Origin of the sequence: Micromonospora sp. NPDC093277 (genome assembly GCF_044765245.1) — a bacterium.
Taxonomy (GTDB): Bacteria; Actinomycetota; Actinomycetes; order Mycobacteriales; family Micromonosporaceae; genus Micromonospora.
The window spans coordinates 107,974-122,266 of the sequence record NZ_JBIWJO010000007.1; the positions used below are offsets into that span (position 1 = coordinate 107,974).

General features: G+C 73.3%; 14 protein-coding genes. 7 read left to right on the forward strand and 7 right to left on the reverse strand.

The window, feature by feature from the left end:
• The first annotated feature begins 23 nt into the window (after positions 1–23).
• From ACIRG9_RS17030 to ACIRG9_RS17055, 6 genes are all read left to right on the forward strand, one after another.
• A complete protein-coding gene (locus tag ACIRG9_RS17030) occupies positions 24–1,247 on the forward strand; it encodes a methyltransferase domain-containing protein (RefSeq protein ID WP_402856353.1) in 1,224 nt (407 codons plus the stop codon).
• A gap of 90 nt (positions 1,248–1,337) precedes the next feature.
• Positions 1,338–1,817, forward strand: coding sequence for a Cys-tRNA(Pro) deacylase (gene ybaK, locus ACIRG9_RS17035; protein WP_402856356.1), 480 nt, complete (start codon positions 1,338–1,340; stop codon positions 1,815–1,817).
• 218 nt (positions 1,818–2,035) lie between these two features.
• A complete protein-coding gene (locus ACIRG9_RS17040) occupies positions 2,036–3,136 on the forward strand; it encodes a sugar ABC transporter substrate-binding protein (RefSeq protein WP_402856359.1) in 1,101 nt (366 codons plus the stop codon).
• Positions 3,137–3,244: 108 nt separating this feature from the next.
• Positions 3,245–4,069, forward strand: coding sequence for an ATP-binding cassette domain-containing protein (locus ACIRG9_RS17045; protein WP_402856362.1), 825 nt, complete (start codon positions 3,245–3,247; stop codon positions 4,067–4,069).
• Positions 4,066–5,325 (forward strand): sugar ABC transporter permease, encoded by a 1,260-nt coding sequence (locus tag ACIRG9_RS17050; RefSeq protein WP_402856365.1) that lies wholly within the window; start codon positions 4,066–4,068, stop codon positions 5,323–5,325. Before ACIRG9_RS17045 ends, ACIRG9_RS17050 begins: the two co-directional genes overlap by 4 nt.
• A 26-nt stretch (positions 5,326–5,351) precedes the next feature.
• Positions 5,352–6,533, forward strand: coding sequence for an ROK family protein (locus tag ACIRG9_RS17055; RefSeq protein WP_402856368.1), 1,182 nt, complete (start codon positions 5,352–5,354; stop codon positions 6,531–6,533).
• Positions 6,534–6,562: 29 nt separating this feature from the next.
• Here the strand turns inward: ACIRG9_RS17055 and ACIRG9_RS17060 are convergent, their stop codons facing one another.
• From ACIRG9_RS17060 to tsaB, 6 genes are all read right to left on the reverse strand, one after another.
• Entirely contained in the window at positions 6,563–8,323 is a 1,761-nt protein-coding gene (locus tag ACIRG9_RS17060) for an ABC transporter ATP-binding protein (RefSeq protein WP_402856371.1), read from the reverse strand.
• Positions 8,320–10,026, reverse strand: a complete 1,707-nt coding sequence (locus tag ACIRG9_RS17065) for an ABC transporter ATP-binding protein (RefSeq protein WP_402856374.1) — start codon at positions 10,024–10,026, stop codon at positions 8,320–8,322. Before ACIRG9_RS17065 ends, ACIRG9_RS17060 begins: the two co-directional genes overlap by 4 nt.
• Before the next feature lie 68 nt (positions 10,027–10,094).
• A complete protein-coding gene (locus ACIRG9_RS17070) occupies positions 10,095–10,349 on the reverse strand; it encodes a hypothetical protein (protein ID WP_402856377.1) in 255 nt (84 codons plus the stop codon).
• A 16-nt stretch (positions 10,350–10,365) separates the two neighbouring features.
• Positions 10,366–11,412, reverse strand: coding sequence for a tRNA (adenosine(37)-N6)-threonylcarbamoyltransferase complex transferase subunit TsaD (gene tsaD / locus ACIRG9_RS17075; RefSeq protein WP_402856380.1), 1,047 nt, complete (start codon positions 11,410–11,412; stop codon positions 10,366–10,368).
• 5 nt (positions 11,413–11,417) lie between these two features.
• The gene (rimI, locus tag ACIRG9_RS17080) at positions 11,418–11,867 is read right to left on the reverse strand and encodes a ribosomal protein S18-alanine N-acetyltransferase (protein WP_402856383.1); all 450 of its coding nucleotides are present in this window, start codon (positions 11,865–11,867) and stop codon (positions 11,418–11,420) included.
• Entirely contained in the window at positions 11,864–12,541 is a 678-nt protein-coding gene (tsaB, locus tag ACIRG9_RS17085; protein ID WP_402856386.1) for a tRNA (adenosine(37)-N6)-threonylcarbamoyltransferase complex dimerization subunit type 1 TsaB, read from the reverse strand. The genes rimI and tsaB overlap by 4 nt, the downstream gene beginning before the upstream one ends.
• 330 nt (positions 12,542–12,871) lie before the next feature.
• Here tsaB and ACIRG9_RS17090 point away from each other — a divergent pair, with 330 nt between their 5' ends.
• Positions 12,872–13,576 (forward strand): helix-turn-helix transcriptional regulator, encoded by a 705-nt coding sequence (locus ACIRG9_RS17090; protein ID WP_402856389.1) that lies wholly within the window; start codon positions 12,872–12,874, stop codon positions 13,574–13,576.
• On the opposite strand, the gene ung is transcribed toward ACIRG9_RS17090, so the two are convergent.
• Positions 13,565–14,266 carry a uracil-DNA glycosylase gene (gene ung, locus ACIRG9_RS17095; RefSeq protein WP_402856395.1) on the reverse strand — a complete coding sequence of 234 codons (702 nt, stop codon included), beginning with the start codon at positions 14,264–14,266 and terminating at the stop codon, positions 13,565–13,567. The genes ACIRG9_RS17090 and ung overlap by 12 nt on opposite strands.
• Between the last annotated feature and the right edge of the window lie 27 nt (positions 14,267–14,293).

Here is a 14,293-nt window from a genome sequence, read left to right on the forward strand (position 1 = left end):
CAAGCGGCCGGGACAATGGCCGGGTGGATCTGGACCAGCTCGCCGCCCTGCGTACCCCCGAGGGGTCGGCCGCGCTCGCGGCGGCCGCCGAGGTCGCCGGCGGCGATCCGCTGACCGCGGCGGCCCGGCTCCGCTCGGCGGGATACCCGGCCGGGCTGGCCGCCGCCGCGCTCACCCAGGCCGAGCTGCGCCGCCGGGCCGCCGGCAAGTTCGGGCCGGAGGCCGCCGGCATGTTCCTCACCCGCCCCGGGCTGGAGCAGGCCACCCGCCGGGTGGTCGCCGACCGCCGGGCCGCACGGCTGCGCGCCGCCGGGGTGCGCACCCTGGCCGACCTGGGCTGCGGCCTCGGCGCGGACGCGCTCGCCGCCGCCCGCGCCGGCATCCGGGTGTATGGGGTGGAGGCCGACCCGGCGACCGCCGCGATGGCCGCCGCGAACGCCGAGGCGGCCGGGCTGGCCGAGATGTTCACCGTGGAGTGCGGGGACGCGACGGCGTTCGACGTCACCCGGGTGGAGGCGGTCTTCTGCGACCCGGCCCGCCGGGTGGCCGGCACCGGCCGGCGGATCTTCGACCCGAACGCCTACTCGCCGCCCTGGGACTTCGTCACCGGGCTGGCCGAACGGGTGCCGCGCACGGTGGTCAAGGTGGCCCCCGGGCTGGACCACGCGCTGATCCCGGCCGGTGCCGAGGCGGAGTGGGTCAGCGTGTCCGGCGACCTGGTCGAGGCCGCCCTCTGGTGCGGCGAGTTGGCCGAGGTCCCCCGCCGCGCCACCGTGCTGAAGGAAGGGCCCCCTGTCAACGCCTCCGGTAGAGCAGGGGCCCCCTGCAATCAACTCACCGGCAGCGGCGAGGTCGAGGCACCGGTGGGGCCGGTCCGGCGGTACGTGTACGACCCGGACCCGGCCGTGGTCCGCGCGCACCTGATCGCCGAACTGGCCGTGGAACTGGGCGCGACCCTGGCCGACCCGAGCATCGCGTACCTCTACGCCGACACCCCCGTGGCCACGCCGTACGCCCGCTGCCTGGAGGTCACCGACGTGCTGCCGTTCTCGCTGAAGCGGCTGCGCGCCCTGCTCCGGGAACGCCGGGTGGGCCGGGTGGAGATCCTCAAGCGCGGCTCGGCGCTGGAGCCGGAACGGCTGCGCCGGGACCTGAGACTGGCCGGCGACGAGGCGGCCAGCCTGGTGCTGACCCGGGTGGCCGGCGCGCCGACCGTGCTGCTCTGCCGGCCGCTGCCCGCCGGCTGACCGGTTTCCGGCGACGGAGCGGCCTCCCGCGCCGGGCTCCCGACGGTTTTCCGCTCGCCCGTCACGCCGTGCCGGACTAGCTTGTCGGGCATGGCGGGACAGGGCACTCCGGCGACGGCGCTGCTGGCGAAGCGCAAGATCATGCACAGCACCCACCCGTACGACGTCTCGCCGGACGCGCCGAACTACGGCGCGCTGGTCGCGGCGGCCCTTGGCGTGCCGCCGGACCGGGTATTCAAGTCGCTGGTCACCGAGGTCGACGGCGGGCTCACCGTGGCGGTCGTCCCGGTCACCGGGGAACTGGACCTCAAGGCGCTCGCCGCCGCGGTCGGCGGCAAGCGGGCCACCATGGCGGACCGGAGCGTGGCCGAACGGGCCACCGGCTACGTCCGTGGCGGGATCAGCCCGCTCGGCCAGCGCAAACGGCTGCCCACGGTGGTCGACGCGTCGGCGCTGGACCACCCGACCGTCTACGTCTCGGCGGGCCGCCGCGGCCTGCAGCTGCAGCTCGCCCCGACGGATCTGGTCGCCCTGACCGACGCCGTCACCGCGCCGATCGCGGCCGACTGATCCACTTCAGACCATCGCCGTCCGGCGTTCCCGCACCTCACGGCGGGAGCGCACGCCGTGAGGTGCGCGCCGGGTGACAGTGGCGTTGCTGAATTGTTACTGCCACCAACAAACTTCCGACCTCGGCACTCTTGCGTGTCCGACAAGAGGAGGAATACGTTGCCGGACACAACAAAAGCACCGACCACTACTCCCACCCTCGGAAAGGACCCGTGCAGATGCGCAAGGGCTTCCTCACCTTCGCCGCCGTCGGCCTCCTGGCCACCGGCAGCATGGCCGCCTGTGGTGACAACGGCGGCTCCGACCAGGCCGGTGGCTCGACCGACAAGAAGCCGAAGATCGGCGTGATCCTCCCGGACAGCAAGTCCTCGGCCCGCTGGGAGACCGCGGACCGCAAGTACCTGGAGGAGGCGTTCAAGGCCGCCAGCGTCGACTACGACATCCAGAACGCCCAGAACGACAAGAACGCGTTCCAGACCATCGCCGATCAGATGATCACCAACGGCGTGACCGTTCTGATGATCGTCAACCTGGACTCCGGCACCGGCAAGGCCGTGCTGGACAAGGCGAAGTCCCAGGGTGTGGCCACCATCGACTACGACCGGCTGACGCTGGGCGGCTCCGCCCAGTACTACGTCAGCTTCGACAACGAGGCGGTCGGCAAGCTCCAGGGCGAGGGCCTGGTCAAGTGCCTGACCGACAAGGGCGTCAAGAACCCGGCGATCGCCTACCTCAACGGCTCGCCGACCGACAACAACGCCACCCTGTTCAAGAACGGGTACGACTCGGTGCTCAAGCCGAAGTTCGACTCGAAGGAGTACACCAAGGCCGCCGACGACTCCGTGCCGGACTGGGACAACGCCCAGGCCGCCACGATCTTCGAGCAGCAGCTCACCAAGGCCGGCGGCAAGATCGACGGGGTGCTCTCCGCCAACGACGGCCTCGGCAACGCGGCCATCTCGGTGCTGAAGAAGAACAAGCTCAACGGCAAGGTCCCGGTGACCGGCCAGGACGCCACCGCCGAGGGCCTGCAGAACATCCTCGCCGGCGACCAGTGCATGACCGTCTACAAGGCGGTCAAGAAGGAGGCGGACGCCGCCGCCGAGCTGGCCATCGGGCTCGCCAAGGGGGAGAAGAAGGACACCGGCCAGACGGTCAAGGACCCGGAGGGCGGCCGGGACGTGCCGGCCGTGCTGCTGGAGCCGAAGGCGATCTACAAGGAGAACGTCAAGGACGTCGTCGACGACGGCTACGTGACCAAGGACGAGCTCTGCAAGGACGCGTTCGCCAAGCTCTGCACCGACGCCGGCATCAGCTGACCCTTCCGTACCCGCATCAGGCGGCGCCGCCCGGCACGGGACATCCGTGCCGGGCGGCGCGTCGCCGGACGGGATCCGAGATCTCCCCTCCGTCCGAAGGAGACCCCCGTGTCCGCAACCCCCCTGCTGGAACTACGCGGGATCGACAAGAGCTTCGGTCCCGTCCAGGTGCTGCGCGACGTCGCCTTCACCGCCCACGCGGGCGAGGTGACCGCGCTGGTCGGCGACAACGGTGCCGGCAAGTCGACCCTGGTCAAGTGCATCAGCGGCATCTACCCCACGGATGCCGGTGAGTTCCTCTTCGACGGCCGGCCGGTGAGCATCCACGGCCCCCGCGACGCCGCCGGGCTCGGCATCGAGGTCGTCTACCAGGACCTCGCGCTCTGCGACAACCTCGACATCGTGCAGAACATGTTCCTCGGCCGGGAGAAGCGCACCGGGATCGTGCTCGACGAGCCGACCATGGAGCAGCTGGCCGCGGAGACGCTCGCCGGGCTCAGCGTGCGTACGGTGAAGTCGCTGCGCCAGCACGTCTCCAGCCTCTCCGGCGGCCAGCGCCAGACCGTGGCCATCGCCAAGGCGGTGCTCTGGAACAGCAAGCTGGTCATCCTGGACGAGCCGACCGCCGCGCTCGGCGTCGCGCAGACCGCCCAGGTGCTGGAGCTGGTCCGCCGGCTGGCCGACAACGGCCTGGCGGTGGTGCTGATCTCGCACAACATGAACGACGTCTTCGCCGTCTCCGACCGGATCGCCGCGCTCTACCTCGGCCAGATGGTCGCCCAGGTGAAGACCACCGACATCACCCACTCGCAGGTGGTCGAGCTGATCACCGCCGGCCGCTCCGGCAGCCTCGGCCTCCCCGCCGACCCGGCCCCGGGCAGCAACGGCAACGGCGCCGAGCCCGCCGACCCCACCCCAGGAGCCGTCCGATGACCACCACCGCCGTCAAGAAGGAAGGGCCCGCCGCGGTCGCACCGGCGCCCACCGTCGGCAGCCACCTCCACAACTACTGGGCCCGGGTACGCGGTGGCGACATCGGCGCGCTCCCCGCCGTCGGCATGCTCGCCGTGCTCTGCGTCGGCTTCGCGATCGCGCGCCCGTCCTTCCTCACCGCCGGCAACTTCGCCAACCTCTTCACCCAGGGCGCGGCGATCACCCTGATCGCGATGGGGCTGGTCTTCGTCCTGCTGCTCGGCGAGATCGACCTCTCCGCCGGCTTCGCCAGCGGGGTCTGCGCCGCCGTGCTGGCCAACGTGGTGACCGTGTTCGGCTACCCCTGGTACGTCGCGGTGCTCGCCGCGGTCGCCACCGGCCTGGTCATCGGCACGCTCCTCGGCTTCCTGGTGGCGAAGATCGGCATCCCCTCCTTCGTGGTGACCCTCGCCGGCTTCCTCGCCTTCCAGGGCATCGCGCTGATGCTCATGAAGGAGGGCGCGAACATCTCGGTGCGGGACGACGTGCTGCTGGCCATCGCCAACCGGAACCTTCCCCCCGCCCTCGGCTGGGTGCTGGCCGCGGTGGCGGTCGCCGGCTACGCGGCGACGCAGCTGCGCCGGCACTGGCAGCGCTCCGCCCGCGGCCTGCTGACCGACCCGATCGCGGTGGTCCTCACCCGGATCGGCGCGCTGGCGCTGATCCTGGGTGTCGCGGTCCTCATCCTCAACCTGGAGCGCAGCCGTAACGTCCTGATCACCTCGCTCAAGGGCGTGCCGATCGTGGTGCCGATCATCGCGGTGCTGCTGATCGTCTGGACCTTCGTGCTCCAGCGCACCAGCTACGGCCGGCACATCTACGCCGTCGGCGGCAACCGGGAGGCGGCCCGCCGCGCCGGCATCAACGTCGACCGGATCCGGATCTCGGTCTTCGTGATCTGCTCCGGCATGGCAGCCATCGGCGGCATCGTGGCGGCCAGCCGGGCCAACTCGGTCGACCCCAACACCGGCGGCAGCAGCGTCCTGCTCTACGCCGTCGGCGCGGCGGTCATCGGCGGCACCAGTCTCTTCGGCGGCAAGGGCCGGGTCCTCGACGCGGTGCTCGGCGGTGCGGTGATCGCCGTCATTGACAACGGGATGGGCCTGATGGGATACAGCTCGGGCGTCAAATACGTGGTCACCGGCATCGTCCTGCTCGGGGCCGCCGCCATCGACGCGCTGTCCCGGCGGCGGGCCGCCGCCACGGGCACCCGCTGACCCCGCTTACGGAAATGGCTGTGGCAATGCGCGCAGGACCGAGCCAGGACGAGATCCGCCGGCAGAACCTGGGCGCACTGCTGCGGTACGTACACGTGCACGGCGCCACCACCCGCGCCGAGCTGACCACCGCCCTCGGGCTCAACCGCAGCACCATCGGCGCGCTCACCGCTGACCTGGCCGGCGCCGGCCTGGTCAGCGAGGGGACGCCGAAGGAGACCGGCCGGGCCGGGCGGCCGTCGCTGGTCGTCCGGCCCGAGTCGGAGCGGATCTACGCGTACGCGTACAGCGTGGAGGTGGACCGGCTGCGGGCCGCGCGGGTCGGCCTCGGCGGTGAGGTGCTCGACCGCTGGGAGCTGGACCGGCCACGGAACCTGGTCGCCGAGGAAGCCGCGCCGTTGCTGGCCGGCGCGGTCAAGAAGATGCACCCGTCGGTGCCACCGGACGCCATCTGCGTCGGCGCCGGCCTCGCGGTCTGCGGCATGGTCCGCCGCGAGGACGGCCTGGTCCGGCTGAGCCCGACCACCGGCTGGGTGGACGAGCCGATCGGCGCGGCGCTCGCCGCCGAGCTGGGCACCGACGTACCGATCACGGTCGGCAACGTGGCGGACGTCGCGGCCTTCGCCGAACACGCCCGGGGCGTCGCGGCCGGCTGCGACAACGTCATCTACCTGTACGGGGACGTCGGCGTCGGGGCCGGCATCATCGCCGGCGGGCGGCGGCTCACCGGGCACGGCGGGTACAGCGGCGAGGTCGGCCACATGGTGGTGGTCCGCGACGGCCGGCCCTGCGACTGCGGACGCCGAGGCTGCTGGGAGACCGAGATCGGCGAGAACGGGCTGCTGCGGGCCGCCGGCCGCTCCGACGCTCGGGGCCGGGACGCGCTGCTGGCCGTCTTCGACGCCGCCGACCGGGGCGACGCCCGCGCCCAGACGGCCGTCCGGCAGGCCGGCGACTGGCTCGGCTTCGGCGTGGCCAACCTGGTCAACATCTTCAACCCGGAGATGATCATCTTCGGTGGCACCATGCGCGACCTCTACCTGGCCGCCGCCGCCCAGGTCCGCAGCCGGCTCAACTCCAACGGGCTGCCCGCCTGCCTGGAACACGTCCGGTTGCGTACCCCGACGCTCGGCGAGGACGGGGCGCTGGTCGGGGCCGCCGAACTGGCCTTCGAGCGTCTGCTCGCCGACCCCCTCGACGTCGGCTGACGGCTCGCCGTCCGGCCGGGTGCGGCCGGTCAGCCGTGCCAGGAGCGCCAGAGCGCGGCGTACGAGCCACCGGCGGCGACCAGTTCGTCGTGCGAGCCCAGCTCGGTGATCCGGCCATCCTCCACCACCGCCACCCGGTCGGCGTCGTGCGCGGAGAAGAGCCGGTGCGCGATGGCGATGACGGTCCGCCCCGCCAGCACGGCGGCCAGGGAGCGTTCCAGCGCCCGGGCGGCGCGCGGATCGATCAGGGAGGTGGCCTCGTCCAGCACCAGCGTGTGCGGGTCGGCTAGCACCAGTCGGGCCAGCGCGAGCTGCTGCGCCTGGGCCGGGGACAGTGGATGCCCGCCCGCCCCGACCCGGGTGTCCAGCCCATCCGGCAACGCCTCCGCCCAGCTCAGCGCATCGACGGCGACCAGCGCGGCGCGCACCTCGGCCGGTTCCGCGTCGAGGCGGACCATCGCCACGTTCTCGGCCAGGGTGCCGATGAAGACGTGGTGCTCCTGGCTGACCAGCGCGACGTGGCCGCGCAGCTCGGCCAGGGGCAGCCCGGTGAGCGGGCGGCCGTCCACGGTGACCGAGCCGGAGCGGGGCGGGTGCACCCCGGCCAGCAGCCGCCCCAGCGTGGACTTCCCCGCGCCGGACGGGCCCACCATGGCCAGCTTCTCCCCCGGCCGGGGCACCAGGGTCACGCCGTGCAGCACGTCCTGCCCGTCCCGGTAGGCGTACCGGACGTCGTGGGCGGCCAGCCGGCCGTCGCCCCGCCCCGGCCCCCGACCGGCGGGCGCCGCCGGGGCGTCGTCCGCGTCGGCGGCGGGGTCGGCCGCCACCCCGAGCAGCCGGGCCAGCGAGGCACCGCCCACCTGCAGCTCGTCCAGCCAGGCGAGGAGCCGGTCGACCGGGTCCACCAGTTGCTGCGCGTAGAGGGTGGCGGCGGTCACCTGCCCCAGGCTCGCCCAGCCCTTGAGGTGGAACCAGCCACCGATGAGCAGGGTGGCCACCACCGGTACGACGTACCCGAACTCGGCCACCGGCCAGAAGACCGTACGCAGGTGGAGGGTGTACCGCTCGGCCGCGTAGGACCGGCGGATGTCGGCGTCGGTGCGGGCCCGGCGGCGGGCCTGCTGCCGCAGCGCCTCCGTGGTCCGCGACCCCTCCACCACCTCGCTGATCCCGTCGGTGATGTCCGAGTACGCGGCGTTCTCCCGTAGGTAGCCCTCGGGCGCGCGACGCAGGTACCAGCGGGTTCCGACGACCAGCACCGGGACCGCGAGCAGCGCGGGCAGCACCAGCAGCGGGCCGGTCAGCAGCAACGCGCCGAGGATCAGCAGCACGGTGACCGCCGAGATCAGCGTCTCCGGCGCGGCGAACCGCACCGTCCGGGAGAGCGCGGAGACATCCCGGGAGGTCCGGGTGAGCAGGTCCCCGGTGCCGGCGCGCTCCACCGTGGCCAGCGGCAGGGCGAGCACCCGGTCGACGAACTCCTCGCGCAGCTCGGCGAGGACCCGCTCGCCGAGCCGGGCCGAGGCCAGGTGAGCGAAGCGGACCAGCACCGACTGGACGACCACGAAACCGGCGATGGCCAGCGCGATCCGATCGACGGTGACGCTGCCGGCACCTCGCGAGATCCCCTCCACCAGGTCGCCGAGGAGCCGGGGCGCGACCAGTCCGGCCGCCGCGGCGAGCGCGTGCAGGCCGAGCGCGGCGGCCAGACCGCGTGGGTGCCGGCGGATCAGGGTGCGCGCGTACCGGCGGACCTGGCCGGCATCGGCGACGGGCAGGGCGACGCTCACCGGTCCTCCTCCCGGCTCACCGTCGCCGCGTAACGCGGCTCGGCGGCGAGCAGGTCCTCGTGGCGACCCTCCGCCACCACCTTGCCGTCCTCCACGAACACCACGTGCTCGGCGCGGCCGAGCATCAGCGGACTGGTGGTGCAGACGAGCGTGGTCCGGCCGCCGCGCGCGGCACCCAGCCGGTCGGCGATCCGCGCCTCGGTGTGCGCGTCCACCGCGCTGGTCGGCTCGACCAGGATCAGCGTCTCCGGGGCCGCTACCAGGGCCCGCGCCAGCCGGAGCCGCTGCCGCTGCCCGCCGGAGAACTCCCGGCCGCGTTCGGCCACCCGGCTGTCCAGCCCGTCGGGCAGCGCGTCGACGATGTCGGTCGCGCCGGACGCGACCAGCGCCGCCTCGACCGAGGCCCGGCCGCCCCGGTCGTGCGGGTCCAGCTCCGTGCGCAGCGGACCGGTGAAGAGCTGCGCGTCGTTGTCGACCACCAGGATCCGCTCGCGCACCGCCGCCAGTGCCACGTCGCGCAGCGGTACGCCGTGCAGCGTCACGTCCCCGTCGACGTACCGGCCGAGCCGGTCGGCGATCTCGGCCGCCTCCTCGGGGGCGGTGGCCGCCAGCGCGGTGAGCCGGCCCGGCCGCAGCACCAGCCCCGACCGGACGTCGACCAGCTCGCCCGGCCCGTCGGGCAGCGGCACCGGGCGGGCCGGGTCGGTGAACTCCGGGGCGAGTCGGAGCAGCCGGACCACCCGGCGGGCGGCGACGTGCCCCCGGGTCAGCTTGTCGGCCGCCTCGGTGAGGGTGCGTAGCGGGCTGACCAGGAAGGCGGTGTAGCCGTAGAACGCGACGAGCTGACCGGCGCTGATCTCACCGGCCAGCGCGAACCGGGCCCCCAGCCAGGTCACCAGCACCAGGAAAACGCCGGGTAGCAGGATCTGCGCCGCCTGAAGCAGCGACTCCACCCGGGCCACCCGCAGGCCGTCGGCGCGTAGCACCTGGGACTGCTCCCGGTAGCGAGCGCCCAGCACCGGTTCCCCGCCCACGCCGCGCAGCACCCGCAGCCCGGAGACGATGTCGGCGGCACGGGCGGTGATTCGGCCGGTCGATTCCCGGTACGCCGCCTGCTGCCGGTGCAGCGGCCGAATCAGCAGCGCCACCAGCCCCATCAGCAGCGGCACGCCGAGCACCACGACCAGCCCGAGCGGCAGCGAGGCGGTGAGCAGGATCATCGCCACGGCGACGATCGCCACCACCGATCCGGTGGCCCGGGCGGTGATGTCGAGGGCGCCGCCGATGTGCTCGATGTCGGCCGTACCGATGCTGACCACCTCGCCCGCGGCGACCCGCCGGGGCAGCGCGGCGCCGAGGCGGTTGGTGGCGTCCACCGCGACCTGCACGGTCCGATACGCGGCACCGAGCCAGTTGTGCACCGCGCAGCGGTGCCGGAGGATGCCGGCGGTGGCCTGGAGGACACCCAGCCCCAGCAGCACCAACCCCCAGCGCAGCAGGGCGTCCGGGTCACGGTGGGCGAGGCCGGCGTCGACCGCCCGCCCGACGGCAGCCGGCATCAGCGCCTGCGCCACCATCCAGACGACGCCGAGCGCGAGGCCCGCGCCGAAGATCAGCGGATGCCGACCGGCCAGCCAGACCAGGTAACGGGTGGCGGACCGGGCATCAGGGGTGCCGGGATCGCCGGCCGGTGAGAAACGCATGTCGCCCCGACGCTAGGTCGACGGCAGCGGGCCACGCCAACGAATTCCGGCCGGCCGGCGGTACCGGGTCAGCGGTCGACCGGGGTGAAATCCCAGGTGTACGCCGGACGGGCGACCAGGGTCGGCGGCGGGTCCGGCAACGGACGCGGGTTGCTCCGCCACTTGGAGATCACCACGACGCGGTGTTCGGTGGAGGAGAACACCTCGCTGGACACGTGCAGCGGGTCGTGGTCGAACTCGGGCAGCACCGTCTCGCAGACCCAGGTGACCAGGTCGGCGAGGCCGTACGGCTCGGCCTTCGCCTCCCACATCCGGACGATCACGTCGATTTCCTTCCCCTCAGACGCTGACCACGGTCAGCGGCATCGCCGAGTCGGCGGGCAGGTCGAGGCGGCTCGGCGCGACGCCCGCGGCGACCAGGTGCGAACCCAGCGCGGCCACCATCGCGCCGTTGTCGGTGCAGAGCCCCGGCCGGGGCGTACGCACCCGGATGCCGTGCTTCGCCGCCCGTTGCTCGGCCATCGCCCGCAGCCGCGAGTTGGCCGCCACCCCACCGCCGATCACCAGCGTCTCGATCCCGCTGCTGCGGCAGGCGTCCAGCGCCTTGCCGACCAGCACGTCACAGACCGCCTCCTGGAAGGACGCGGCCACGTCGGCGGCCGGGACCTGCTCGCCGGCCCGCTGCCGGGCCTCCACCCAGCGCGCCACCGCGGTCTTCAGCCCCGAGAACGAGAAGTCGTAGCGGTGGGCGGCCAGGTCCTTGGGCGCGGTCAGCCCGCGCGGGAAGGCGATGGCCGAAGGATCGCCGGCCCGCGCCTCCCGGTCGATCCAGGGGCCGCCGGGGAACGGCAGCCCGAGCAGTCGGGCCACCTTGTCGAACGCCTCACCGGCGGCGTCGTCGATGGTCGAGCCGAGCGGGGTGACGCCTCGGGCAAGGTCGTCCACGCGCAACAGGGACGAGTGCCCGCCGGAGACCAGCAGGGCGATCGCCGGCTCGGGCAGCGGGCCGTGTTCCAGGGTGTCCACGGCGACGTGCGCGGCGAGGTGGTTCACCCCGTACACCGGCTTCTCGGCGGCGACCGCGTACCCCTTGGCGGCGGCGACCCCGACGAGCAGCGCGCCGGCCAGGCCGGGGCCGGAGGTGACGGCGATCGCGTCGATGTCCGCGAGCGTCACCCCGGCCTGCTTGAGCGCCCGGTCCATGGTCGGCACGATGGCCTCCAGGTGGGCTCGGCTGGCCACCTCGGGCACCACGCCACCGAACCGGGCGTGCTCCTCGACGCTGGAGGCCAGCGCGTCGGCGAGCAGGGTGTGCCCACGCACGATGCCGACCCCGGTCTCGTCGCAGGAGGTTTCGATGCCGAGGATCAGTGGTTCGTCAGCCATGCTCGTCAGTCCTCGTTGCGCTGCATGACCAGCGCGTCGGTGTTGCTCGGTTGGTAGTAGCCACGGCGCACGCCGATCGGCTCGAAGTCGTACGTGGCGTAGAGCCGCTGGGCCGGGGCGTTGTCCGCGGCGACCTCCAGCAGCGTGCTGCGTACGCCTCGTCGGGCCGCCTCGGCGAGCAGCGCCTCCAGCAGCGTGCGGCCGATCCCCCGGCGCTGGGCGTCGCGGCGGACCGCGATGTTCTGCACCCAGCCCTCGTCGGGCGGCGACACCAGCAGCCCTGCGTAGCCGAGCACGCTCCCGTCGTCGATGGCGACCAGGTAGAAGTGCCCGTTGGCCAGCTCGTTCCAGAACATCGCCGGCGACCACTGCTCGGCGCCGAAGAGGTCCGCCTCGATGGGCAGTACCTGGTCGATGTGCCACCAGCGGAAGCGCTCCAGTCGCGCGCCCGTCACGGCAGGACCGGCTTGTGACCGGTGGCCGCGACGGCGTCCGGGCGACGCAGGTAGAGCGGGGTGAGCGGCTCGCCGGGGGCGCCCGCGCGGATCCGCTCGGCCGCGAGCCGGGCCAGCGCCATCGGGTCCGGGTAGCGCGGCTCGACCCGCAGCGGCAGGCCGAGGACGTCTGCGTACCGGTGCGCGCCGTCGCCGACCGCGACGGTGGCGGCCAGGTCGCGGGCGCGCTCCGCGGCGACCGCGGGGACGTCCACGTTCGGGCCGGCGATCCGCTGGCCGGCGCCGTCGTAAACCGCCCAGTAGATCTCCCGGCGCCGCGCGTCGCTGGCGGCCAGGACCGTCTCGCCGGCGGCCGCCGGGTGGCCCATCCCGTCCAGCGAGCAGACCCCGTACGTGGGGATGCCCAGCACCTGCCCCATGGTGGCGGCGGTAACCAGGCCGACTCGCAGCCCGGTGAACGGCCCCGGGCCCAGCCCGGCGACGATCGCGTCGAGATCGCGGGGGCGGGCCGCGGCGTCGGCCAGCACCGCGTCGACCTGCGGGGCGAGCAGCTCGCCGTGGGCTCGGGCGTCGACCGCGCACCGCTGCGCGCGGGCCACGACACCGTCCGCCGAGACCTCGACCAGGGCCGCGGTCACCGCGGGCGTCGACGAGTCCACCACGAGTACGAGCACGGTATGCCAGCCTAGCCGCACTGGGGTCACACCCGGTCTCGGCCCGTCCCGGCGCCGCAGCAGCCGGCGACCACCGCACCCCCGACAGCGGCGAGCCAGCCACCGTGACGGCGGCCACTGTGCGGCCAGCCACCACGACGGCGGCCAGCCACCACGACCAGAACCAGGACCACGAAGATCTTTGCCCGGTTCCTGTTGGATCGCTATGCGACCACGGCGATACCCACTGCGATGCCGACGGTCGGCGCATCGCCGACGAGTGACATGTCGCTGAGACGTAAATATGTCTGAGAGACATGGCGCTTTCAAGACTTCCGTCATCATCCGGAGGTGACCGAGAGCAGCCGCCTGGCCCGCCAGATCGCCACCGCGATCCGCCACGAACGGGAGCGACAGGAGTTGACCCAACAGGCACTGGCCGACCTGGTCGGGCTCCGCCAGGGCACGCTCGCCCACATCGAACGGGGTGACCGGCTGCCGAGCCTGCCGATGGTCGAGCGGCTGCTCACCGCACTCGGGCGGCAACTCCGGGTGGAGTTGGAGCCGTTGGACAGCCACCTCGACGCGGCGCTCGACGAGTTGGCCGAGGAGCCGGTGCTGAAGCTGATCGACGAGCTCGGGCTGGACCGGATGCTCGCCGCGCTGGGCGACCTGCCGTACGTGTTGACGGGGAGCACGGCGGCGCTGCTCCAGGGCGCGCCGCTACCCGGGGACGGCGTGGACGTCGCGGTGTGCTGGCGGGACTCGGCCCGGCTGACCGCCTGGCTGGAGCAGGCGTACGCGCAAAGGTGGAACGCCCGCTGGGCGGAATGGGGCAGCCTGCGGCTCGAACCCGAGGAGCCGGGCGAGCACCGCTGGCGTACCCGGTACGGAGAACTGCGGGCACGGATGTGCGACGAACTGCCCGAACCGGTCGAGGTGCGGCACGGTGGCCGCACCTACCCGGTCGAGCCGCTGGTACGGGTCGAGGTGACCGACCCGCGCGCCGCCGACCTGTTGCGCCGGCACCGGCAACGGCTCGCGTCAGCCGGCTGAACGCTCCCAGTCGATGGTGGGCAGCCCGGCGTCGGCGAGAGCCTTGTTCGCCGCGCTGAACGGTCGGCTGCCGAGGAAGCCCTGCGGGTTCATCGGACTGGGGTGACCGGCCTCCAGTACCACGTGCCGCGGGTTGCTGACCAGAGCGGCCTTCTTACGGGCGTAACCACCCCAGAGCAGGAAGACCACCCGCTGGTCGAGGGCGTCCAGCGCCCGGATGGTGGCGTCGGTGAACTCCTCCCAGCCCTGCTTGGCGTGCGAGCCCGGCTTGGCCTCCCGGACGGTGAGCACCGAGTTGAGCAGCAGCACGCCCTGCGCCGCCCAACCGGTCAGGTTGCCGCTGCGCGGCTTCGGCACGCCCAGATCCTCACCCAGCTCCTTGAAGACGTTACGCAGCGACGGCGGCACCGACACGCCCTCGCGCACGCTGAAGCTCAACCCGTGCGCCTGCCCCGCCTTGTGGTAGGGATCCTGCCCGAGGATCAGCACCCGGCAGTCCGCCGGCCCGCACAGCCGGTAGGCGGAGAAGAGGTCCTCGACCGGCGGGTAGACGGTCTGGGTCGCGTACTCCCCGGCGACGAACTCGGCCAGCGCCGCGGTGCGGGCCGGGTCGAGGTGCGCGGTGAGCACGGACTGCCACGCGTCGGGCAGGAGCGTCAGCAGGTCGAGGGTGGGGGCGTCGTCGGGCATCGGCAACCTTCCGCCGGTCTGATCGGT

Coding starts and splice junctions, on each gene's coding strand:
- ACIRG9_RS17055 (WP_402856368.1), top strand. CDS start 5,352: ATGCGCGCAGGACCGAGCCAGGACGAGATCCGCCGGCAGAACCTGGGC.
- ung (WP_402856395.1), bottom strand. CDS start 14,266: ATGCCCGACGACGCCCCCACCCTCGACCTGCTGACGCTCCTGCCCGAC.
- ACIRG9_RS17065 (WP_402856374.1), bottom strand. CDS start 10,026: ATGCGTTTCTCACCGGCCGGCGATCCCGGCACCCCTGATGCCCGGTCC.
- ybaK (WP_402856356.1), top strand. CDS start 1,338: ATGGCGGGACAGGGCACTCCGGCGACGGCGCTGCTGGCGAAGCGCAAG.
- ACIRG9_RS17050 (WP_402856365.1), top strand. CDS start 4,066: ATGACCACCACCGCCGTCAAGAAGGAAGGGCCCGCCGCGGTCGCACCG.
- tsaD (WP_402856380.1), bottom strand. CDS start 11,412: ATGGCTGACGAACCACTGATCCTCGGCATCGAAACCTCCTGCGACGAG.
- ACIRG9_RS17040 (WP_402856359.1), top strand. CDS start 2,036: ATGCGCAAGGGCTTCCTCACCTTCGCCGCCGTCGGCCTCCTGGCCACC.